Annotated in this window: 21 protein-coding genes, 3 tRNA genes and 1 other RNA gene; 14 read left to right on the plus strand and 11 right to left on the minus strand. The window is 68.8% G+C overall.

The window, feature by feature from the left end:
* The 3 genes from QU603_RS07430 to QU603_RS07440 all read left to right on the plus strand — a co-directional run bounded on the left by QU603_RS07430 (position 1) and on the right by QU603_RS07440 (position 1,575).
* Positions 1-73 (plus strand) — tRNA-Asn (locus tag QU603_RS07430).
* Between the two features lie 84 nt (positions 74-157).
* Complete coding sequence (locus tag QU603_RS07435) at positions 158-1,135, plus strand: malate dehydrogenase (protein ID WP_308493845.1); 978 nt, start codon at positions 158-160, stop codon at positions 1,133-1,135.
* 50 nt (positions 1,136-1,185) lie between these two features.
* On the plus strand, positions 1,186-1,575 hold the full coding sequence (locus QU603_RS07440; RefSeq protein WP_308493846.1) for a VOC family protein: 390 nt from the start codon (positions 1,186-1,188) through the stop codon (positions 1,573-1,575).
* 37 nt (positions 1,576-1,612) lie between these two features.
* Here QU603_RS07440 and QU603_RS07445 read toward each other — a convergent pair whose 3' ends face one another.
* Positions 1,613-2,089: a pyridoxamine 5'-phosphate oxidase family protein gene (locus tag QU603_RS07445; RefSeq protein ID WP_308493847.1), complete on the minus strand. Its 477-nt coding sequence runs from the start codon at positions 2,087-2,089 to the stop codon at positions 1,613-1,615.
* 154 nt (positions 2,090-2,243) lie between these two features.
* Here QU603_RS07445 and QU603_RS07450 point away from each other — a divergent pair, with 154 nt between their 5' ends.
* Complete coding sequence (locus tag QU603_RS07450) at positions 2,244-2,786, plus strand: ribonuclease H family protein (RefSeq protein ID WP_308493974.1); 543 nt, start codon at positions 2,244-2,246, stop codon at positions 2,784-2,786.
* Between the two features lie 6 nt (positions 2,787-2,792).
* Here the strand turns inward: QU603_RS07450 and def are convergent, their stop codons facing one another.
* Entirely contained in the window at positions 2,793-3,359 is a 567-nt protein-coding gene (gene def / locus QU603_RS07455) for a peptide deformylase (RefSeq protein WP_308493848.1), read from the minus strand.
* A gap of 42 nt (positions 3,360-3,401) precedes the next feature.
* Between def and QU603_RS07460 the strand changes: the two genes are divergently transcribed.
* Both QU603_RS07460 and QU603_RS07465 read left to right on the plus strand, forming a co-directional pair.
* Positions 3,402-4,400 carry a DMT family transporter gene (locus QU603_RS07460; RefSeq protein ID WP_308493849.1) on the plus strand — a complete coding sequence of 333 codons (999 nt, stop codon included), beginning with the start codon at positions 3,402-3,404 and terminating at the stop codon, positions 4,398-4,400.
* An 80-nt stretch (positions 4,401-4,480) separates the two neighbouring features.
* Positions 4,481-4,554 (plus strand) — tRNA-Ile (locus QU603_RS07465).
* Positions 4,555-4,610: 56 nt separating this feature from the next.
* Here QU603_RS07465 and QU603_RS07470 read toward each other — a convergent pair.
* A complete protein-coding gene (locus QU603_RS07470; RefSeq protein ID WP_308493850.1) occupies positions 4,611-5,504 on the minus strand; it encodes an ABC transporter substrate-binding protein in 894 nt (297 codons plus the stop codon).
* A 235-nt stretch (positions 5,505-5,739) separates the two neighbouring features.
* Here QU603_RS07470 and QU603_RS07475 point away from each other — a divergent pair, with 235 nt between their 5' ends.
* Positions 5,740-7,251, plus strand: a complete 1,512-nt coding sequence (locus tag QU603_RS07475; RefSeq protein ID WP_308493851.1) for an aldehyde dehydrogenase family protein — start codon at positions 5,740-5,742, stop codon at positions 7,249-7,251.
* 10 nt (positions 7,252-7,261) lie between these two features.
* On the opposite strand, the gene QU603_RS07480 is transcribed toward QU603_RS07475, so the two are convergent.
* Both QU603_RS07480 and QU603_RS07485 read right to left on the minus strand, forming a co-directional pair.
* The gene (locus QU603_RS07480; protein WP_308493852.1) at positions 7,262-7,939 is read right to left on the minus strand and encodes an NAD(P)H-hydrate epimerase; all 678 of its coding nucleotides are present in this window, start codon (positions 7,937-7,939) and stop codon (positions 7,262-7,264) included.
* A 2-nt stretch (positions 7,940-7,941) separates the two neighbouring features.
* Complete coding sequence (locus QU603_RS07485; RefSeq protein ID WP_308493853.1) at positions 7,942-9,948, minus strand: DUF262 domain-containing protein; 2,007 nt, start codon at positions 9,946-9,948, stop codon at positions 7,942-7,944.
* A 220-nt stretch (positions 9,949-10,168) separates the two neighbouring features.
* Between QU603_RS07485 and QU603_RS07490 the strand changes: the two genes are divergently transcribed.
* Positions 10,169-10,942, plus strand: a complete 774-nt coding sequence (locus tag QU603_RS07490) for a hypothetical protein (protein WP_308493854.1) — start codon at positions 10,169-10,171, stop codon at positions 10,940-10,942.
* Between the two features lie 210 nt (positions 10,943-11,152).
* Positions 11,153-11,656, plus strand: a complete 504-nt coding sequence (locus tag QU603_RS07495) for a DUF3145 domain-containing protein (RefSeq protein ID WP_308493855.1) — start codon at positions 11,153-11,155, stop codon at positions 11,654-11,656.
* Positions 11,657-11,817: 161 nt separating this feature from the next.
* Here QU603_RS07495 and QU603_RS07500 read toward each other — a convergent pair whose 3' ends face one another.
* The 5 genes from QU603_RS07500 to QU603_RS07520 all read right to left on the minus strand — a co-directional run bounded on the left by QU603_RS07500 (position 11,818) and on the right by QU603_RS07520 (position 16,677).
* Positions 11,818-13,056, minus strand: coding sequence for a beta-ketoacyl-[acyl-carrier-protein] synthase family protein (locus QU603_RS07500; RefSeq protein ID WP_308493856.1), 1,239 nt, complete (start codon positions 13,054-13,056; stop codon positions 11,818-11,820).
* A 59-nt stretch (positions 13,057-13,115) separates the two neighbouring features.
* Entirely contained in the window at positions 13,116-13,364 is a 249-nt protein-coding gene (locus tag QU603_RS07505) for an acyl carrier protein (RefSeq protein WP_308493857.1), read from the minus strand.
* A gap of 88 nt (positions 13,365-13,452) precedes the next feature.
* Positions 13,453-14,454 (minus strand): beta-ketoacyl-ACP synthase III, encoded by a 1,002-nt coding sequence (locus QU603_RS07510; RefSeq protein WP_308493858.1) that lies wholly within the window; start codon positions 14,452-14,454, stop codon positions 13,453-13,455.
* Positions 14,451-15,371: an ACP S-malonyltransferase gene (locus tag QU603_RS07515; RefSeq protein WP_308493975.1), complete on the minus strand. Its 921-nt coding sequence runs from the start codon at positions 15,369-15,371 to the stop codon at positions 14,451-14,453. Before QU603_RS07515 ends, QU603_RS07510 begins: the two co-directional genes overlap by 4 nt.
* Positions 15,372-15,459: 88 nt before the next feature.
* Complete coding sequence (locus QU603_RS07520) at positions 15,460-16,677, minus strand: PucR family transcriptional regulator (RefSeq protein WP_308493859.1); 1,218 nt, start codon at positions 16,675-16,677, stop codon at positions 15,460-15,462.
* A gap of 92 nt (positions 16,678-16,769) precedes the next feature.
* Here QU603_RS07520 and QU603_RS07525 point away from each other — a divergent pair.
* The 4 genes from QU603_RS07525 (at position 16,770) to rnpB (ending at position 19,770) form a co-directional block, all read left to right on the plus strand.
* Positions 16,770-16,842, plus strand: a tRNA-Val gene (locus QU603_RS07525).
* Between the two features lies 1 nt (position 16,843).
* Positions 16,844-17,575: a zinc ribbon domain-containing protein gene (locus QU603_RS07530; RefSeq protein ID WP_308493860.1), complete on the plus strand. Its 732-nt coding sequence runs from the start codon at positions 16,844-16,846 to the stop codon at positions 17,573-17,575.
* 19 nt (positions 17,576-17,594) lie between these two features.
* Positions 17,595-19,355, plus strand: a complete 1,761-nt coding sequence (locus tag QU603_RS07535; RefSeq protein WP_308493861.1) for a bifunctional 3'-5' exonuclease/DNA polymerase — start codon at positions 17,595-17,597, stop codon at positions 19,353-19,355.
* Between the two features lie 46 nt (positions 19,356-19,401).
* Positions 19,402-19,770, plus strand: an RNA gene (rnpB, locus tag QU603_RS07540) — RNase P RNA component class A.
* A gap of 112 nt (positions 19,771-19,882) precedes the next feature.
* On the opposite strand, the gene ppgK is transcribed toward rnpB, so the two are convergent.
* Entirely contained in the window at positions 19,883-20,644 is a 762-nt protein-coding gene (gene ppgK / locus QU603_RS07545; RefSeq protein WP_308493862.1) for a polyphosphate--glucose phosphotransferase, read from the minus strand.
* A 116-nt stretch (positions 20,645-20,760) separates the two neighbouring features.
* Here ppgK and QU603_RS07550 point away from each other — a divergent pair, with 116 nt between their 5' ends.
* A complete protein-coding gene (locus tag QU603_RS07550; protein ID WP_308493863.1) occupies positions 20,761-20,982 on the plus strand; it encodes an SPOR domain-containing protein in 222 nt (73 codons plus the stop codon).
* Positions 20,983-20,985 lie beyond the last annotated feature (3 nt).

Here is a 20,985-nt window from a genome sequence, read left to right on the forward strand (position 1 = left end):
TCCTCCATAGCTCAATTGGCAGAGCAATCGGCTGTTAACCGATAGGTTCTTGGTTCGAGTCCAAGTGGGGGAGCGAAAGCCCCGAGGCTCCACCCTCGGGGCTTTTTCTTGCTCTCGGTGCAGACTGGGTCCTGTCGGCTCAGAGGAGGGCGCGCTCATGAGGTCACCCGTCACCATCACAGTCACCGGCGCGGCCGGCCAGATCGGCTACGCATTGGTGTTCCGGATCGCCGCCGGTGACATGCTCGGTCCCGATACGCCGATCCGCCTGCGCCTGCTCGAGATCCCGGCGGCGGTGAAGGCTGCGGCAGGCACGGCGATGGAACTCGACGACTGTGCGTTCCCACTTCTGACGGGCATCGACGTCACCGACGATCCGACGCCGGCGTTCGAAGGTGCCAACATCGCCCTGCTCGTCGGATCCCGCCCGCGCAAGCCCGGGATGGAACGAAGCGACCTACTGGAGGCGAACGGCAGGATCTTCGGCCCCCAGGGCTCGGCGATCGAGGCCGGCGCGGCCGACGACATCCGCGTGCTCGTCGTGGGCAACCCGGCGAACACGAATGCGCTGATCGCGATGAAGCACGCGCCGAGTGTACCGCCCGAGCGCTTCACAGCCATGACGCGTCTGGACCACAATCGCGCACGCAGCCGCATGGCCGCCCACCTCGGCGTGGAGGTGTCAGACGTGACCCGGCTCGCGATCTGGGGCAATCACTCGTCGACGCAGTACCCCGACGTATCCCATGTGCTCGTTCGCGGAGCACCCGTCGCACTCGAGCGGACGTGGATCGAGCAGGACTTCATCCCCGGCGTCGCCGGACGAGGGGCCGCCATCATCGAAGCGCGCGGTGCGTCGTCGGCCGCTTCGGCGGCCAGCGCGGCGATCGACCACCTGCGCGACTGGACGCAGGGCACAGCGGCGGGCGACTGGACGTCGGTGGCCCTGCCGTCCGACGGCAGTTACGGCATCCCCGAGGGGCTCGTCTCATCCTTCCCGGCGACAGCAGACGGCGGTCATTGGCGGATCGTCGACGCGCTCGACATCGATGCCTTCTCGCGAGGCCGGATCGACCGGTCCGTGGCAGAACTGTCCGCCGAACGCGACGCCGTGGCAGCACTCGGCCTCATCTGAAGCACATTCGGCTGCTGGACGGGCGGGCCATGATGGCGGATGCTGGTTGCATGGACGCATTCACTCCTGACAAGGCCTTCAGCGGCTTCAGCGTCGATGACGCGGCGGCGGCCAAGGCCTTCTACGGCGACACGCTCGGGCTGACGGTGAACGAGAACGCCATGGGATTCCTCGAGTTGGTGCTCGGCGACGGTGCCCGCGTGCTCGTCTACACGAAGCCCGACCATGGCCCGGCAAGCTTCACGATCCTGAACTTCCCGGTCGACGACATCGACGCCGCGGTCGACGAGCTGAACGCCCGCGGCGTGGTGACCAAGATCTATCAGGATCCCGATTTCGGCACCGACGAGAAGGGAATCGCGCGGGCCGGCGGCCGCGGCCCCGACATCGCATGGTTCCGCGACCCCGCGGGCAATACGCTGTCGGTCCTGCAGGCTTGAGGCGGCCGCGCGGGTCACCCGTGTGCAGGACACCGCGTCACGATGACGGTGCCTGATCGGCGCCTTCGGTGCGGGCGGTGACTGGGACGAGGAATCGCTTGCCTGTGAGATCTTCAACCGTCAGCCGGATCACGTGCGACTTCTCGCCCGGGTACCATGAGCCGCCGCCGGCCGCCGGCGCGTCATCGATGTCATTCGCCGTCACCTCTGCAGTCCCGTGGGCGATGACACTCCAACGCACGCGAAGGGTGCCGCCGTCGGTCTCCAGCGCGAACCTCGGATGCGCCGCCAGTGCACGGGCTTTCGCATCGTACGACGATCGGATCAGGACGGCGCCGTGGACGACTTGGATGTTGATCGGGTAGATCTCCGGCGCGCCGTCTGCGTCGAGCAGGGCCAGCCGAGCGAGCGAGGCGCCCTGCAGCAGGCGCCAGCACTCGTCGGTCTGGAGCTGTTCGACACGGTGCGACGTGTCGGCGGCGTGCTCCTCACCGGGTCGGTCGTGGTGGCTCATGAGCGTTTCCGTCCGTCTCGCGTGACATCTGCGACGGTTCCAGCCTGCCACGGCCGAGAGGCCATCGGGCCTGCCCGGCGGATCGCGCACGTCTGGATAGGCTGGTGAGTCGGACCTGTGGCAGTCACAGGCGGATGCAGGCAGGGGGACGACCATCGAGAGCTACACGGTTGCGACGGACGGCGCGTGCTCGGGCAATCCCGGTCCCACCGGTTGGGCATGGGTGGGCGAGGACGGCCACTGGGCCGCAGGGGCGCTGCCGCAGGGGACGAACAACATCGGCGAGCTGCTGGCCCTGCTCAACGCGATCCGCGATCATCGCGACGTCGAGAACCTCACGGTGCAGGCCGACTCGAAATATGCGATCGACACCTACTCGTCGTGGATGGATGCCCATGCCCGGCGAGGCTGGAAGACCAGCACCGGCGCGCCCACCAAGAATGTCGACATCCTCAAGGATCTCATCGTCGAGCGCGACGACCGGCGCGCGCACGGGCTGCCTGACGTCGTGCTCGAACACGTGCGCGGGCACGCCGGACACCGCCTGAACAGCTGGGCAGACGAGCGGGCCGTTCGCGGGTCGTCGCACGCGGCCAAGGGGACAGCAGCGCGCTGGTCGTCGCTGGACGGCCAGGAACGGCTCGATGTCACGGTCAACCCGCCGAGGTCGGCTCAGGACAAGCCGCGCAAGCGCTGAGCGTCCTCAGGCGTCGAGGTCGTCCACTCCGGGCGTCCACGACACGCCCGGCCGTCCCCAGCCGCGCTTGCGGGCGATCTTCTGCGTCGTCTTCCAGTCGCTGTCGCTGAGTCGGTCGATGTACAGCACGCCATCGAGATGGTCGAACTCGTGCTGCATGATGCGGGCACGCCAGCCCTCCACCTGGATGCGCACCGGTGAGCCATCGAGGTCGATGCCGGTGACGAGCACTTCTTCCGACCGCCGCAGCGGGAAGCGCTCGCCGGGGAATGACAGGCACCCTTCCGACTCCTCATCCGGGTCGGGGGAGCCGGGCTCGGTGGGCTTCATCCACAGCACCGGGTTGATGACCACACCGCGCCAGGGACGGCCGTCGTCGTCCTGGTACGTGTACACGTACAGTCGAAGCGAAACCCCCACCTGCGGGGCGGCCAGCCCCACACCGGGAGCGGCATCCATCGTCTCGTACATGTCGCGGACGAGCTGGCGGACCTCGTCGGTGATCTCGTCCACTTCGGCGGCAGGGGAGTGCAACACGGGGTCGCCCATGATGCGGATCGGCAGAATGGCCACGTCTTCAGCCTACCGACGACGCACCGCCGGTAATGTCGAAGGGTGATCGCGACGGACCTGCCGCTGAACGACGTGACCGACCAGTTGGTCGGCGTCTTCCGCGATCCGGCGATCCTGATCGGGATTCCGTTGGCGCTGCTGGGCGCCGTGTTCCTCTCGCTCGGCGCGCAGTATCAGCACCGTGGTGTCACGAAGGTCGAACGGCTCACTCCCAGCAGCGGCAGTTCCGGCCTGACCGGCAAGCAGCTGTTGGCGCTGCTGCGCCGCCCATCATGGGTGGTCGGAACGCTCATGCTGGGCCTTGCGATCGTCTGCCAGCTGACGGCGCTGGTGTTCGCACCGCTGATCCTCGTGCAGCCCCTGGGGGCGGTCTCGCTCGTGATCACGACGCTGCTGCACGCGCGGGTGAGCGGACACAAACCGACCAAACAGTCGGTGCGCGCGATCATCGCGTGCGTGGGCGGCATCTTCATCTTCGTCACGATCGCCGCATTCGTTGCGACCGAGACCCCGGTCACCGATCTCGAACTGCTCATCGTCGTCGGCATGCTCGTGGTCGTGCTCACGGGGCTCGCGGTGACATGGGTGCTCGTCCGCAGGCGCGCGCATCCGCTGTTCTACATCATCTCCTCGGGCGTGCTGTACGGGTTCGTCGCGACGCTCGCGAAGATCGTGATCAGCAGGATCCAGGCGTCGATGTTCGACTGGTTGACGGTGCTGTGCGTCGTAGGGCTCTTGGCTGCTGTGGCGCTGGGCGCGTACTTCGTGCAGACGGCGTACTCGGTCGGTCCGCCCGACCTCGTGGTGGCGGGGCTGACCGTCGTCGACCCGATGGTCGCGGTGCTGATCGGCCTGACCGTGCTGAAAGAGGCCGCGACGGCGAACGTGTGGGCCTTCCTCGGGTTCGGGGTGGCGGGTGCCATCGCGGTCTACGGCGTGTTCTCGCTCGCTCGCAACCACCCGCAGGTGATCAGCGACAGCCAGGAGCTGCCGATCCGCCGGGGCAGTCACGGAACATCGGACGGCAAGCCGAAGGCCTGACTGCGCCCGGTCGCAGTATCGTTGCGCTGTCACGATAGGCTCTAACGCCACGATAGGCTCTAACGCGCAGGAATGTGCAGGGGGCGGTGGCCAAGCTGGTGAAGGCAGCGGGCTCATAACCCGACGATCGTGGGTTCAAGTCCCACCCGCCCCACCGAGAGATCCTCCCCGGCGCCGGCGCGGTCGGGCGACGGGGACCGGGCGGCCTGCTCACAGCAGCACGGATCTCGCGTACCCGCTGTCCTCAGTCAGGTCCAGGTCCAGAAGATTCCAGCTCTTCATCCAGCGTTGAGTGGCGTCGTACATCTCCCGCGTGTAGGTCTGGAAGACGATGCGCTCGCCGGGGCCGAACCGACGTACGTCGGCGATCTGTGCGAGGTCTTCGGGCATCTCCTTGAGCCAGTACTTGCGGTACCGTTCCTGTTCCAGGTCGATGTCGCGCTGCGCGCGCTCCAGCGCGCGGAAGTACGCCTGCGTGTCGTCGTGGTCGGCCGCGTCGGAGACGAAGAAGCCCATCATGAAGGTGGTGTCGACGAGCTTGCGGAAGCCGAGCTGCTCGAGCAGGTAGTACTGCGGCCCGAACACGTTCGCAGCCTCCACCTCGCCGCGCATCATCAGCCGCACCCGGTCGTACGGGAACCCGGCGAAGGTCGTGGCGATCTGGTCGCGCTCCAGGAAGCCGGCCAGAGCCTGGATTGCCGAGTAGTGGCTCCCCGAGTGATACCCGACCGCGACCGGCACGCCGGCCAGGTCTTCGGGGGAGTGCAGGGCAGAGTCGGGCGCCACGAAGATCCCCGCCGGAGACACCGAGTACGCCGATCCCCACAGCTTGCCGTTGGACTGATGGCTGGCCGCATCATTGACCGCCCAGTGGCAGGCGGCCGAGACGTCGCAGGCGCGACCCTTCTCCATGTCTTCGAGCGCGCCGCTCTTGAACTCCGTGGGGGCGCTGTCGGCGGCCTTCACCGTCGATGTGGTGCGTGAGGCACCGGCGAACCACTCCTCGGCGAATTCGTAGTCGAGGCCTTCATCGGTGAAATAGCCGTGCTCCTCGGCGACCCATTCCTGCAGCCGGCCGTGCGGCTGAATGATGAACTTGCCCATGATGGAACTTCTTTCACAGCTCTGTGGTGCCGGGTGCCGGCCCCGTCATGCCCACGGTACATCGCGCTTGCCGGTGAGGCTCCGGTTTCTCGGCCCGTTGTCACGCGCACGGGGGAGAGGCCGGGCTTGCGCAACCTGACCCTGCCACGCATCCCACTGGCTAGACTGCCCACAACCACCGCGGCCGACACGTCGGACGGTCGTGCTGCCCGCGCCGCTTCTCGAAGGAGAGAAAATGTCGAGTACCGATGCCGAGATCGCCACGGCTGCACGGGCGTTCCGCACGGAGTTGTTCATCGGGGGTCGCTGGGTCGCACCAGCAGAGGGCGGACGTCTCGAGGTGATCGACCCATCGACCGGGCGACGCGTCGGCGAGGTCGCGGCCGCGTCGACGAGCGATGTCGACGCCGCGGTGGCCGCTGCGCGTGCGGCGTTCGACGCCGGCCGCTGGTCGGGGCTGTCCGGCCGGGAACGCTCGCGGGTGCTGCTGCGGGTCGCATCCCTCATGCGGGAACGGTTGGAAGAGCTTGCGCAGGCCGAGAGCCTCGATGTGGGCAAGCCGATTCTGTTCACGCGCATGATCGACGTTCCGAACTCGGCTGACCTGTTCGAGTACTATGCCACGCTTGCGCCGCACGTCGACGGCTCCGTGCGCGACACGCCGCTGCCGGCGTTCGCCTACACGCGTCGCGAACCACGAGGTGTCGTCGGGGCGATCAGTCCCTTCAACTTCCCGCTGATCCTGTCCAGCTCCAAGATCGCGCCGGCACTCGCCGTGGGCAACACGATGGTCCACAAGCCATCTCCGCTGACGACGTTGAGTGCGATCCTGATGTCCGAGATCCTCGCCGAGGCCGGGGTGCCCGATGGGGTCTACAACCTCATCACCGGTGCTGGGTCCGACCTCGGCGAGGCGCTGGTACGCCACCCCGACGTCGACATGATCGCGTTCACCGGGTCCACGAAGGTCGGGCGCGAGGTGGCGTCGCTCGCAGGGCGGCTCCTCAAACCGGTGGCGGCTGAGTTGGGCGGCAATGCCGCGAACATCGTTTTCGCCGACGCCGACCTCGACAAGGTGATCGGCACTGTGATCAACAGCTTCGTCTTCAACACGGGGCAGTTCTGCATGTCTGCACCGCGGTTGCTGGTCGAGCGCCCGATCTACGACACCGTCGTCGGCATCCTTGCCGATGCCGTCACCCACGTGCCGCTCGGCCGCCCCGGCGAGGACGGAACGGTGATCGGGCCGCTGGTCAGCGCAGCACAGCTCGAGCGCGTCGAAGCGATGGTGGGCGATGCCGTCGCCGCGGGCGGAACCATTGCCGCCGGCGGTGAACGCATCGATCTCGACGGCGGCTTCTACTACGCACCCACCGTCATCGCCGGGCTGGACAATGATGCCGGCGCCATCCAGGAGGAGGTGTTCGGCCCCGTCTTGACGGTGCAGCCGTTCGACACGGAGTCAGAAGCGGTAGCACTGGCCAACAGCACGGACTACGGTCTGGCCGCCGGCGTTCAGACGACCGACATCAGCCGTGCGCATCGTGTTGCCAATGCGCTTCACGCCGGCATCATCTGGGTCAACGGATGGGCGATGCTTGACGCGGCCGTTCCCTTCGGGGGCGTCAAAGCCTCCGGGTGGGGGCGTGAGAACGGTGCGGAAGCGCTCGAGTCCTACACTCGCGTGAAGTCGGTGACCATCGCGGTCGATCCGCTGCCGGCGGCAGAAGCGGGCGGTGCGTCCTGAACGGGCGCGGTCAGGGTACGCGGACGGCTGGTTCCACGGCGGCCAGGTCATCCTCGATGCCGATGGCAGCCAGCCGCACGTCGCCCGCAAATCGGGCGCCGGGTCCCTGCAGCAGGCCGGCCTTGTAGCCGCCGAAGGTCACGGTGACATCGGCGGGCAGCACTGCCGGCTCGGGCACCGAGCCGTCGTCGGGGTGGATGCCGCTGGGGATGTCGACCGCGACGACAGCGGGGGCGTCGGGTCGACCGAGCAGCGGCAGAAGTTCGGCCACGATATCGCGGGCGACACCGCGCAGCGCGGGGCTCTCGACGGCGCCGGTCCCTAGGATGCCGTCCACGATGACGTCGGTGTCGCCTGCGGTGGCGACGATGTCAGACGCAGACACGGTTCGCGACCCGGCGTCCAGGGCTGCGGCGAGCCCGGCCTCGTGGGTGCGCGAGCCGAGCTCGGCGACCGTGACGCGGCATCCGCCCCCGGCCAGCTCCGCCCCGGCGAACAGGGCGTCGCCGCCGTTGTTGCCCGACCCCACCAGCAGCAGGACCCGGCCGGGGACGCCGCCGCGGACGGCGAGGAGATCGCGCACCGCTGCGGCCACTGCCGCCGCCGCTCGCGCCATGAGAGGCTCGCCGGCGGCCAAGTGCGGCGCCTCGGCGTCGCGTACCTGCTGTGCCGTGTAGCCCAGGCGCATGGCTACATCGCCGCCCCGATGTACGAGTACTTGATGAACACTTCAGGGGCAAGGCCTGCCTCGTCGAGCACTCCCTGCACGGCGGTGAGCATGTACTTCGAGTCCCATCCCATGTAGAGGAAGTTGGCGTCGTCGAGGTCGTCCCACTGGCCGTTCCAGGCCTTGGCCGAAAAGATCGGCCCGCCGTGACGCGCGCTGTAGGCGACGACGTCGGCGCGGGAGTCGGCCCACAAGCGCCGGAAGATGCGATTGAAGAGGTATTTCACGTCGTACACCTCCCAGTGCTCGCCGCGGTATTCGACATAGGCGAACTCGCGCTCCCAGCCGCGCGGCCACCCGCGCCGCCGCTTGGCATCGAGCACGGGGGTGAGGCCGTCGTCGTCGATCAGCGTCGTCAGCGGCCGCTGCCAGATCTGCAGCAGCGCGTCGGTCAGCGCGGCGGTGCGGGCGGCGATGGCCGCCGTGCTCCACACCTCGGTTTCGGCGAGATCACGGGTCAGCGAGATGGTGCTGCGGGCGTACGCCTCGCGCTTGTCGGGGAAAGATGCCGCGAACGCCTGCTCAGCGAGCGGCTGCTCGAGCAGCGTGAGGTTGCCGAGGGTCTGCGCGAGGGCCCGGAAGCTGTTCTGCTCGTCGTCGGTGAGGTCCTTCCAGGTGCGCGTGCCGCCGCCGGTCCACTCGTCCGACGGGGCAAGCGGAAAGACCTGCTCGACCTCCAGACCGACCGGGCTCTGGGCACCGGCCAGCCTGCCCAGCACATACGCGGCGTGCGGAAGGTCGCCGTACCGCAGCGCGACACGGATTCGTTCATCCGAGGGGGTGATGCGCGACAGGGCGTGCAGCAGATCCTGTGCCCCGGCCTCGCCCGCGCGGCACAGCCGGGCCACGAGCCGCTCGTTGGGGATGCCGACGATCTCGCGGCGCAGCAGCAGCGCCTGCACGTGCTCGAGCACCGCGATCAGCCCGGTGCGGCTGAGCTCGCCATGTGACCACTGCCGGTAGGCACGCAGCACGAGCGGATACATGCCCCGGCCGAACGTGTTCACATATGTGAGCTGCCGCGAGATCTCGACATCCTGCTCCTGTGACGGGTCCAGCAGCACCCGGTAGGCCTCGGCATACTCGAGCCACTCGGCGGCCCGCTCCTTCAGCGTGGCGAAATCGACCCGCGGCACCTGGGCGCGGAAGGCGTCGTAGACGCCGCGCTCACCGGCCACTGTCATCTCGCGGCCGGTGGTCATGATGAGGTAGTGGCGCCAGAAGCCGGCGATCTGCTCGCCGGTGGCGCGCTCGATGGGCAGCCAGAACTCGTCTTCGACCTGTGTCTGCTGCGCGTGCGAGAGGCCCATCAGGATGTAGTTGTGGATCAGCTCGTGGTCGCGCAGCGGCTCGCCGGTCGAATTCAGGCTCTCGAAGATCTGCTGCGCATTCGCACCGGCGCGCAGAGTGATCGACACGTGCTCCAGCTTCTGGATGCCGCGCCACACACGCTGCACGTCTTCTGGGCCGACCTGGCTGCGGAAGAACGCGTAGTTGTCATCGAACCGGGACTCCGTGCGGTCGCGGTCCGAAGGGCGCCAGTCGAGCACGACGTCTTCGAAGACGTCGGCCCATTCGCGGTGCGGGCGCAGTTTGGTGCGCGACGGGTCATCGGTGCGCACGAGGACGCGTGCCAGATCGTCGGCCAGCGCAGGGTCACTCTCGCGCACCGTGTGGTGCAGGGCTGCGATCAGCAGCATGAGGGTCGTCACGCGCTGCTGTCCGTCGATCAGCACCAGATCGGCCGCGTCCGAACGGGGTGCGGCTGCAGACAGGATCGACCCGATGAAGTGCATCGCCCGCGTGTCGCTGTCGGCGGCTGCCCGCACGTCGGCCAGCAGCTGCTCGCACCCGCCGATGTCCCAGCGGTACTGCCGCTGATACACCGGCACCACGATCGTGGTCTGCGGCTGCGAAAGCCACGCGATGGTGTTCACGGCGGTGGCGTCGACGTTCGTGGCACTGCCCATTGCTGTCATCGTGCTGTCATCACTCTTCCGGTCAGGCGGCGGCGCGTGCACGCGCCCGCTCTACTCTATTCGGGCTCTCACGGGCCGCCACGGCGGCACGATGGGGCGGCCGCTTATTCACGGCGACGCGCCCTGGGCGGGCTCAGACCCCGGAGGTAGGCTTGCCTAAGTCGGGCCTGTTAAAACGTGCTGGCCCCCTACGAAAGGCATGATTCTCATCATGGGTTACATCAAGTCGGCGGCTCTCGAAGAGACCGGATACGTCGTCCTCGACAGCTACGACCAGGCGCTGGATCCCCAGGAGTGGCTCGACATCGAGTACGTCGATTGGAAGTCGTCGGGTGACACACGGTTCGCACCGCTGGCCAGCGCCAAGGGCGAAATCGAGTGCAACGGCTTCTGGAACCACAAGCCGCCGCGCACCGACAAGGACGGCGTGTGGATCGATGCGCAGGTGGCCAAGGCGCCGAACCTCACGCGCCGTGCGCAGGAGCCGGGTGCCAACGTCGGCCGCTGCCGCGTCATCGAGTTGCAGCCGACCCCCTACGGCGACTGCCTGTACAACCTGCACCAGGACGACAACAACCGGCTGAACCCGGATGGCACCGGTTGGGTCGTTCGCGGCTTCTTCAACCTCACCGACGACAAGGACAGCTTCTTCGTCCTGCGCGAGAACCGCACCGACCCTCAAGGCGAGGTGCGCATCGCGCTGCCGGCCGGTGCGCAGCTGATCATCGACACGCAGCGCCTGTGGCACGCCACCACGCACCTGGGCAGTGAGCCCCGCTACAACCTGATCACGTCGTGGACCAGTGGTCCCGAACTGGATGCCTACATCGAGAAGTACAACGGCCGCAACCACGTCGACAGCGTCGAAGTCGACCAGGCGATCCTTGACGCCGGCTATGTGGAGCAGGCGCGCAAGGACGCCGCCCGTGCCGCGTACTACGCCGCCAAGGGCCAGGCCGAGGTGCGCGCCATGAGCGAGGCGTGATCCGCTGAGACCGCAGGAGGGGGCTCTCGACATCGGGTCGGGAGCCCCCTCGTCGTGTGCGGGGCGCCGCAGCCCGCCGACACGCGAATGACAGGGTTGTGATTGCGCCGCGCACCGGCGATAATGGCCGCAGACAACCGAACAGCACGCCGCCGGGGCGCAATCCGGTCAGGTCGTAGGGGAAGACGTACCTGACGAAACGGAGAGACCATGGCGACGACACAGGCGCGTGGAGTGATACTCATCCACTCCGCGCCACGCGCGTTGTGCCCTCACCTCGAGTGGGCGGTGGGACGCGCACTCGGGCGTGCGACGAGCTTCGAGTGGACCGACCAGCCGGTGCTCGCCGGTGCGCGGCGTGCCGAGTTCTATTGGGAAGGTCCCGCCGGCACCGGTGCGGCCTTGGCCACCGCCATGCGCGGCTGGGAGCATTTGCGCTTCGAGGTCACCGAGGACCCCTCGGCGCGCAACGACGGCGGTCGCTGGATGCACACGCCGGGCCTCGGCATCCACTATGCGCAGACCGATGCCGCGGGCAACGTGGTCATCGGCGAGGACCGGCTGCGCTACGCGATGGATGTCGCAGCCGGCGATGTCTTCGAGCTCGAGCGCGAACTCCAGGTCGCGCTGGGGGCCGCATGGGACGAGGAGCTCGAGCCGTTCCGTCACGCCTCGGATGATGCCCCCGTCGTCTGGCTGCACAAGGTGGGCTGACACATGTGAGAGACCTCGGGCGGCGCAGGCGCCACTACCGGTCATCGGAGGCCACTGTCCCGACGGACCTCATCCCGGAGACTGAGACCGCGAATCCCGCCCGATACACGAAAGACGCCCCGCTGAGGCTTCCAGCGGGGCGTCTTTCGTGCATCAGAGGGTCATGCCGTGGTGAAGGCCACCACCGCGTTGTGTCCGCCGAATCCGAACGAGTTGCTGATGGCCAGCTGGTCGCCGTCGCCGAGCGGGATCGTCGACCCCGACAGACGGAACGGCACCTCGGGGTCCTGTGTGGTCAGGTTGATCGTGGGCGGCGCCTGCCGCTCGCGCAGCGCGAGGATCGTGAAGACCGCCTCGAGGGCGCCGGTGCCGCCGAGCAGGTGGCCGGTGGACGCCTTGGTCGCCGAGACCGGGATCTCGTCGATCCGGTCACCGAAGACCTGCTTGAGTGCGCTGTACTCGTTCGGGTCGCCGACCGGAGTCGAGGTCGCGTGCGCGTTGATGTGCGTCACGTCGTCGGGTGAGGCATCGGCCACTTCCAGCGCCAGACGCACCGCGCGGGCGGCCCCGTGACCGTCGGGGTCGTTCGCGGTGATGTGATACGAATCCGCGGTGACGCCGCCGCCCACCACGACCGCGTAGATCTTCGCCCCGCGTGCCTTCGCGTGCTCTTCGGTCTCGAGCACCAGTACCGCGGCGCCCTCACCCATGACGAAGCCGTCGCGGTCGATGCTGGCCGGGCGGGAGGCGTGGGCGGGGTCGTCGTTGCGGCGCGAGAGAGCCTGCATCGAGGCGAACGCCGCCATCGTGAGCGGGTGGATCGCCGACTCGGTGCCGCCGGCGATCACGACGTCGGCCAGTCCCGCCCGCAGGTGTTCGAACGCGTTGACGATCGACTCCGTGCTGGATGCGCAGGCGCTGGCGACGGTGCGTGCGAAGGCGCGGGCACCGAAGTGGAGCGAGAGATTGCCGGCGGCAGCGTTCGGCATCAGCATCGGAACCGTCATGGGCATGACCCGACGCGGCCCCTTCTCGCGCAGAGTGTCCCAGGCATCCAGCAGCGTCCACAGGCCGCCGATGCCGGTCGCGAAGTCGACGCCGAGTCGGTCGGGGTCGACCTCGGGTGCGCCGGCATCCGCCCAGGCCTCCATCGCGGCGACCATCGCGAATTGGGAGGAGGGGTCCAGGCGCTTGGCCATCGGGCGTGCCAGCACGGTGTCGGGTCGGACGGCGCCCTCGGCGGCGAATGTGACCGGCAGGTTGTACTTCTCGACCCATTCGTGCTCGAGGGTGCGGGTGCCGCTGACTCCGTTCAGCAGGGCGGACCAGCTCTCGGGCGCGGTGCCCCCCAGGGGGGACGAGGCGCCGATGCCGGTGACGACGATGCGGGACGTGCTCATGTGGGATTCCTCGGTAGGTGGGTTGGGCGGTGGGGGCGTTGTGCCCCCACCGGAAGGCGTCACGCCTGGTTCGACGAGATGAAGGTGACCGCGTCGCCGACGGTCTTGAGGTTCTTGACCTCGTCGTCGGGGATGGTCACGCCGAACTTCTCCTCGGCGTTGACGACGATGGTCATCATCGAGATCGAGTCGATGTCGAGGTCGTCGGTGAACGACTTCTCCAGGGCGACCTCGTCGGCCGAGATGCCGGTCTCGTCCGTGACCAGCTCGGCAAGGCCGGCGAGGACCTCTTCGTTCGTGAATGCCATTTCGTGCTCCTTTGTTGCGGTGTTCACTTCCGGGCCCACCGGCCTTGTGCGAGGGCCGTGGACAATTCTAGAGTCGGGCGTCTGCCGATCAGGGGAGGACGACGACCTGGGCGCCGTACACCAGACCCGCACCGAACCCGATCTGCAGCGCGAGCCCACCCGATGCCTCGGGGTGCTCTTGCAGAAGACGGTGCGCGGCGAGCGGGATGGATGCCGCAGACGTGTTGCCGGTGGTCTCGATGTCGTTCGCGATGATGACCGTGTCGGGCAGCTTGAGCAGCTTGGCGAACTGGTCGACGATGCGCATGTTCGCCTGGTGCGGGATGAACGCGGTCAGGTCGTCGGCGCTGACCCCGGCGACCTCCAGCGCATTGCGGGCGACCTTGAGCATCTCCCAGACGGCCCAGCGGAACACGCTCGGGCCCTCCTGCCGCAGAGTGGGCCAGGGCACCTTGCCGTCGCGGAACTCGGTCAGTGTGCTGTTCATGCCGACCAGTCCGGCCCGCGAGCCGTCGGATCCCCAGACGGTGGGTGCGATTCCGGGAAAGTCGCTGGGACCGACGACGGCGGCCCCTGCCCCGTCGCCGAGCAGGAACGAGATGCTGCGGTCGGTCGGATCGACGATGTCGCTGAGCTTCTCGGCACCGACGACGACGGCGTAGTGTGCAACTCCGCCCCGGATCAGGGCATCGGCCTGCGCGACACCGTACGCGAAGCCTGCGCATGCGGCATTCAGGTCGTACGCGGCGGCGGGCGTGGCCCCGATGCGGTCGGCGACGATCGCCGACACCGACGGGGTCTGCTTGGGGTTGCTGATCGTGGCGATGATGACCGCGTCGATCTTGTCGGCGGCCACCCCTGAGCGCTCCACGGCTTCACGCGCCGCGTCTGTGGCCAGATCGATCGCGGTCGTGTCGTGGTTCGCGCGCACACGCGTGATGATTCCGGTGCGCTGGCGGATCCACTCGTCGCTGGAATTGATGGGTCCGATGAGGTCGTCGTTGGGGATGACGTTCTCGCCGCGGGCTGCGCCGTACGCATAGATGCGGGTGTGCGCGGGCCCGGTGGGCTGGTTCAGCGTGATACTCATGCGGCGTCTCCGGTCAACAGGTTGGCGGCGGCCTCGAGGTCGTCGGGGGTTTTCACTGCCACGCTGGGCACTCCACGCAGGGCGCGCTTGGCGAGCCCGATGAGAGTGCCGGCCGGCGCCAGTTCGATGATGCCGGTCACCCCGTTCTCGGCGAAGGACGCCATGCAGAGGTCCCAGCGTACGGGCGAGGCGATCTGCGCGACCATCCGGTCGATCGCGGCGCGTCCGTGGGTGAGGGTGGATCCGTCGTGGTTGGACCACAGGGTCACGGTGGGGTCGGATGTCTCGACCGTGGCGGCCGCGGTGCGCAGGGTGTCGACGGCGGAAGCCATATAGCCGGTGTGGAATGCGCCTGCCACTTTCAGCGGGATGATCCGAGTGCCGCGCGGCGGTGAGGCGGCGAGTTCGGCCAGATCGCCCAGGGCGCCCGCAGCGACGATCTGCCCGCCGCCGTTGAAGTTCGCCGGGGTCAGCGAATGCTTCTCGAGGGCGCTGAGCACGTCCTGCTCGTCACCGCCGACGATCGCGCTCATGCCGGTCTGCGCCACGGCCGCGGCATCCGCCATCGCCCGTCCGCGGATGCCCACCAGTCGCAGCGCCTCATCGCTGGAGATCACCTCGGCGGCGGCGAGCGCTGCGAGTTCGCCGACGGAATGTCCGGCGACGCCCTGCGGTCGGGTGCCCGCGCGCTCGATCAGTGCGGCGTACGAGAGCAGGCTCGCCGCCACGATGAGGGGCTGGGCGATCTTCGTGTCGCGGATGCGATCGGCGTCCCACGAGGTGCCGGCGGCGACGAGGTCGACCTGTGCTTTATCGGAGAAGGCCTGCAGGCGCTCTCGGGCGACCTCGGACTCGAGCCACGGGGCCAGGAAGCCGGGGGTCTGCGAGCCCTGGCCGGGGAAGACGGCGATGATCACCATCCCATCCTGCCAAACCCGAGGACGTCCAACTGGCGGAGACGACACAAGAATCCGCGAATCGTTTGTGTGCGTAGCACAGCTTCGGTCAACGCGGACGGCGCGCGGAGGGGTTCCGTCGGCGTGTCGCGTCCGTTCCGATCGCGCCGAGGATGAGGGCGGTCTGCAGGATGAGCGCCTCGCGTGGCCCCGTGGCATCCCATCCGATGACTTCAGAGACGCGCTTGAGGCGGTAGCGGACGGTGTTGGGGTGGACGAACAGCTCGCGCGCCGTCGCCTCCAGCGAACGGCCGTTGTCGAGATAGCTCCACAGGGTCGTCACAAGGTCCGTGCTGTGCGCCTGCAGCGGCCGGTAGACCTTCTCGACGAGAGTCTGCTTGGCCAGAGGGTCGCCGGCCAGCGCACGTTCGGGGAGCAGGTCGTCGGCCTCGACGGGGCGCGGTGCATGCCGCCACGACCGTGCGACGGCGAAGCCGGCAAGTGCTGCGCGTGCGCTCTGCCCGGCGTCCACGAGGGCGGGCACCGTGGGCCCGAGCACCAGATGGCCGCTGCCGAAACCCGGCTCGAGGTGCTGCACGATCTGCACGAACGGCAGCTGGTCCGCCGTCTCGTCCGCACGTCCGGGCGCGTGCGCGCGGCCGAGCACCAGGACGAGTCGGGAGCCCTGCACGCCGATCAGCACGTCGACGCCGAGCTTGCGCGCCGTCCGTCGCAGCTGGTCCACGTCGAACTGCGGCGGAGTGGTCCCCACGAGCACCGCCACCTCGCCGTGCCCGTGCCAGCCCAGGGCGGCGATGCGGCTGGGCAGCTCTTCGTCGGTCTCGCCGGTCAGGATCGAATCCACCACCAGGGCTTCCAGACGCGCGTCCCACAGGCCGCGTGCCTCGGCGGCCCGGGCATAGACGTCGGCGGCGGCGAAGGCGACCTCGCGCGAGTAGAGCAGGATCGCCTCGCGCAGGTGCTCACCGCGCCCGGTGACCTTCTCTTCGGTCACTTCGACGGTGACTCGGATCAGCTGCAGGGTCTGGGTGAGGCTGACGCTGCGCAGCAGCTCGCGCGGTGCGGCGGCGAAGATGTCGGACGCGATCCACGGCGTGGAGTTCGGGTCCTCGTACCAATGGATGAACGAGGTGATGCCGGCCTGGGCCACCAGCCCGACCGCCGAGCGGCGCGCCGGAGGCATTTCTGCGTACCACGGGAGGGTCTGCTCAAGCCGGTTGATCGTGGCCGTTGCGAGATCGCCCGAGATCCGTCGCAGCCAGACGAGCGTCTCGGCCTTGCCCGTGGGCGCCTTCTCGCTGATCATCGCGACCTTTCTTCGTGCGGCGGGTGCGCGGACACACCGCGCTCCAGCCTATCGGCCATCAGGTCGGCGCATCTCTCGTAGACTTGCGGCGCGGGCCTTTAGCTCAGTCGGTAGAGCGCCACGTTTACACCGTGGATGTCGTCGGTTCGAACCCGGCAGGGCCCACGTGAACGCTCAGCCTGCACATCAGATCCGCCTGCTCGATCTGGCCGATCTCGACGCCCGCATCCGCCAAGCCGAGCATGCTCGCACGAACCCGTCCCAGGCGGCGCGCGTGCGGGAGCTGATAGCCCGGCGTCAAGAGCTCACCCCCGAGCTCACTGCCCGTCAGGGCACGCGTGACGACCTTCGCGCCGAGCTCGGTCGGGTCGAAGCGGATGTCGCCGTGGTCGACGCGAGACGCGAGCGCGACCTCGACCGGCTGCAGACGGTGTCCAGTCCCAAGGATGCCCAGGGGCTGGAGAGCGAACTGGCCTCACTCGCGCGCCGGAAGGCAGACCTCGAAGACACACAGCTCGAGCTGATGGAGAAGCTCGAGCAGGCCGACACGGACGTCGCCGCGCAGGAGTCCTTGATCGGCGAGATCAACGCCGAGGGCGCGCAGCTGAGCGCCGAAGGCAAGGCCGAGGTCGCCGGTGCGACGGCCCGGCTGGATGCGGCCCGGCGCGACCGTGCGGCGCTGGCATCCGACGTGCCCGCCGACCTGCTGGCGATGTACGAGCGGCTCGCCGCGCGCGGCATCGGCGCGGCGCTGCTGCGCCGGCAGACCTGCGAAGGATGCCGCATGGTGCTCTCCGGCACCGATCTGGCAGCCGTGCGCCAGGCACCGGCCGATCAGGTCGTCACCTGCCCCGAATGCGGCTGCATCCTCGTGCGCACGGAGGAGTCCGGGCTGTGATGCGCGCCCCGAGCGGGCGGTGAACGCACCGCCTGTCTGGGCCGTCGTCGGACTCGACGGCGACACGGCGACGATCATCACCCTCGACCCGGAACACGCCGTGCGCGCCAGGCAGTCCGTGCCCCGGGTGGAGCTTGCCGCTCACGTGCAACGGCGTGAGAGCGACGCGGGGGCCACGGGTGCGATCCGATGGGTCTGGGCCGACACCGCGCGCGTCTATCCGATGCTGCTGGCCGCCGGCATCCGGGTGGGCCGGTGCCGCGACCTGCGGCTGTGTCATGCGATCCTGCGCGACAGCGCCCTCGTGCCGAACGGATCCGACGCGGACGCAGCTGCCCGCGACCTGCGCGCGGCACAGGAGTGGGATGCGCCTCCGGCGGCGGTCGCCGGCGCGGCGCCGGCGACGCTGTTCGATCTCGACGAGGCGCCCCCCGGGCGGCCAGGGCTGCCGGGCGGTGCGGATGCCGCTCTGGCGGAGCTGCGCCGGCAGTGGGCGGCCACCGCGGGCTCCACCGACCCGCGCCGGCTCGACCTGCTGTGCGCGGCGGAGTCGGCCGGGGCGCTCGTGGCGGCCGAGATGACCGCGGCAGGGCTGCCGTGGGATGCCGCAGCGCACGAGGCGATCCTCACCGACGTGCTCGGCGCGCGACCCGCGGGGGGAGGGGTGCCGTCGCGGATCGCTGAGGCGGCAGCCACGGTGCGGAGCCTGCTGGGCGACGAGAAGGCGTCGCTGGACTCACCGCCCAAGCTGCTGCGCAGCCTGCATCGCATCGGGGTTCCCGCGCGCAGCACGGGCAAGTGGGAGCTGCGCGAGTACGAGCATCCGGTGGTCGAACCGCTGCTGCGCTACAAGGCGCTGATGCGGCTGCTGACGGCGAACGGGTGGGCGTGGCTGGAGGAGTGGGTGCACGACGGCCGCTTTCGACCCGTGTACATCCCCGGGGGCGTGGTCACCGGTCGCTGGGCGTCGTCGGGCGGGGGAGCCCTGCAGATCCCGCGTCGCCTGCGTGCGGCGGTGAGTGCCGATCCGGGATGGACCTTCGTCGTGGCCGACGTGGCGCAGCTGGAGCCGCGCGTGCTTGCGGCGATGAGCCGCGATCTCGCGTTGGCGGCGGCCGCGCGCGGCCAGGACTTGTACAGCGGGATCGTCGAACGCGGCACCGTCTCGACCAGGGCAGAGGCGAAAGTCGCGATGCTGGGGGCGATGTACGGCGCCACCACCGGCGACAGCGGGCGACTGGTCCCGCGACTGCGGCGCGCGTACCCGCACGCGATGGCGCTGGTGGATGCCGCGGCCCGCACCGGTGAGCAGGGCGGCGTGGTCTCGACCTGGCTCGGACGCAGCTCGCCGGAGGCGTCGGCCGGGTGGCGTGGTGTGCAATCGCTCGCGGCCGACGAGAACGCCGGGGTCGCAGAGCGCGACCGCGCCCGCCGCATCGCGGGGGACCGCGGCCGCTTCACCCGCAATTTCGTCGTGCAGGGCACCGCTGCCGAGTGGGCGCTGGCGTGGCTGGCCGAGGTGCGATTGCGGCTGGCCGCGCTGCCGCCGGTACCCGAGCGAGATGCCGCGCCCCGATCCGGGCCTGCGTTCTCGCACGCCCCGCATCTCGCGTTCTTCCTGCACGACGAGCTGATCGTGCACACGCCGCACAGCGTGGCCGAGAAGGTCGCCGAGATCGTCCGCGAGGCGGCCGCGGCCGCGGCATCCCTGCTCTTCGGCGACTTTCCGATCGACTTCCCGCTCGACCTGCACATCTCGCCCACCGGCGAGAAGGGCTGATCGTCAGCCAGCGCCGGGCGCGACCGGATAGACTCGGCGTCGCGAATGGGTCGGCTGGATGGTCGCGTCGCGCACGGTTCGCCGTGTCGCGCCGAGGAACGTCCGGGCTCCACAGGGCAGGGCGGTGGTTAACGGCCACCCGGAGTGATCCGCGAGACAGTGCCACAGAGAGCAGACCGCCGGGGCTCGCCCCGGTAAGGGTGAAAGGGCGGTGTAAGAGACCACCGGGGTCGCGGTGACGCGGCTCGCACGGCAAACCTCGCCCGGAGCAAGGCCATACAGGGGATGTTGACGCGGCTCGCCGAGTCCCCGGGTAGGCCGCTGGAGCGGCACGGCAACGTGTCGCCGAGAGAGATGGCCATCCACGAGGTGCAATTCCTCCGGACAGAACCCGGCGTACAGGCCGGCCCATTCGCCTCGCTCGTCGAAATCATGTGATCTTGTCGAGCGCACACCGATTTGACGCCAAACCGGTGTGCGCTCGGTGATCACACATGTGTTCGACGGGGGCAGCGGCGCCGCGGTCGTCAGTCGCCCGCGAGCGCGGCGGCTCCGATGATGCCGGCGTTGTTGCGGTGCACGGCCGGAACGATGGGGGTCTGCAGGTCCAGCAGCGGCACGAACTCGTCCGCGTGCTTGGACACTCCGCCGCCGATCACGAACAGGTCAGGGCTGAAGAGGAATTCGAGGTAGTTGTAGTACCACTGCAGGCGCTTGGCCCACTTCTTCCACGTGAGCTTGTCGCGCTCCATCGCCGAATACGCGGTCCAGGCCTCGGCATCCTTCTTGTGCCGTGCGCGCTGCAGGTGTCCCAGCTCGCTGTTCGGGATCAGCATGCCGTTGTGGATCATCGCGGTGCCGATCCCGGTGCCCAGAGTGGTCAGCAGCACGAGCCCCTGCTTGCCCTTCGCGGCGCCGTACCGGACCTCGGCGACGCCGGCGACGTCGGCGTCGTTGGCGAAGTGGATGTCGCGGCCCAGGCCCACCTCGAAGAACTTCTCAGCCTCGAACCCGACCCATTCGTTGGACACATTGGCCGCCGACAGCGTGCGCCCGTTCTTGATGATCGCGGGGAACGCGACGCCCAGCGGCATCTTGTCCTCGGTCACGCCGAGGGTCTCGAGAACCTGCTTGACAGCTGCCAGCACATCCTTCGGGCGCGCACCCGCAGGGGTGTCCACCTTGATGCGGTCGCTGATCAGAGTGCCCTGTTCGAGGTCGACGATGCCGCCTTTGATACCGGTTCCGCCGATGTCCACGCCCACGGCGTGAGTGGTCTTGACTGCCATGCATTCAGCCTATCCAGCGCACCTGCATCATTCGCACCGTGTTTCCCTGTGCGGGGTCAGTAGGATCGACCTGCAGCCCGGTGTCGGGCACGGTGGAGGCGATCCCGGGAGGAATCATGTCCGACGGCGACGACAAGTACTGGTACAACACCAAGACGCGCGAGGTCGAGCACGGCATGCTCTCGCCCGCGCCCGAACGTGTCGGTCCCTTCGATACCGCCGCAGAGGCCGAGCGGGCGCCGGAGATCATCCAGGAGCGCGCACGCGCATGGGCCGAAGAAGAGCGGCGCGAGGATTCTTGGGGCATCGATGATGCCGTGGACGGCTTCGAAGGCTGACGC

Source organism: Microbacterium terrisoli (assembly GCF_030866805.1).
Lineage (GTDB): Bacteria > Actinomycetota > Actinomycetes > Actinomycetales > Microbacteriaceae > Microbacterium > Microbacterium terrisoli.

Coding starts and splice junctions, on each gene's coding strand:
- QU603_RS07435 (WP_308493845.1), top strand. CDS start 158: ATGAGGTCACCCGTCACCATCACAGTCACCGGCGCGGCCGGCCAGATC.
- QU603_RS07440 (WP_308493846.1), top strand. CDS start 1,186: ATGGACGCATTCACTCCTGACAAGGCCTTCAGCGGCTTCAGCGTCGAT.
- QU603_RS07445 (WP_308493847.1), bottom strand. CDS start 2,089: ATGAGCCACCACGACCGACCCGGTGAGGAGCACGCCGCCGACACGTCG.
- QU603_RS07470 (WP_308493850.1), bottom strand. CDS start 5,504: ATGGGCAAGTTCATCATTCAGCCGCACGGCCGGCTGCAGGAATGGGTC.
- QU603_RS07475 (WP_308493851.1), top strand. CDS start 5,740: ATGTCGAGTACCGATGCCGAGATCGCCACGGCTGCACGGGCGTTCCGC.
- QU603_RS07480 (WP_308493852.1), bottom strand. CDS start 7,939: ATGCGCCTGGGCTACACGGCACAGCAGGTACGCGACGCCGAGGCGCCG.
- QU603_RS07485 (WP_308493853.1), bottom strand. CDS start 9,948: ATGGGCAGTGCCACGAACGTCGACGCCACCGCCGTGAACACCATCGCG.
- QU603_RS07490 (WP_308493854.1), top strand. CDS start 10,169: ATGGGTTACATCAAGTCGGCGGCTCTCGAAGAGACCGGATACGTCGTC.
- QU603_RS07495 (WP_308493855.1), top strand. CDS start 11,153: ATGGCGACGACACAGGCGCGTGGAGTGATACTCATCCACTCCGCGCCA.
- QU603_RS07500 (WP_308493856.1), bottom strand. CDS start 13,056: ATGAGCACGTCCCGCATCGTCGTCACCGGCATCGGCGCCTCGTCCCCC.
- QU603_RS07505 (WP_308493857.1), bottom strand. CDS start 13,364: ATGGCATTCACGAACGAAGAGGTCCTCGCCGGCCTTGCCGAGCTGGTC.
- QU603_RS07510 (WP_308493858.1), bottom strand. CDS start 14,454: ATGAGTATCACGCTGAACCAGCCCACCGGGCCCGCGCACACCCGCATC.
- QU603_RS07520 (WP_308493859.1), bottom strand. CDS start 16,677: ATGATCAGCGAGAAGGCGCCCACGGGCAAGGCCGAGACGCTCGTCTGG.
- ppgK (WP_308493862.1), bottom strand. CDS start 20,644: ATGGCAGTCAAGACCACTCACGCCGTGGGCGTGGACATCGGCGGAACC.
- QU603_RS07550 (WP_308493863.1), top strand. CDS start 20,761: ATGTCCGACGGCGACGACAAGTACTGGTACAACACCAAGACGCGCGAG.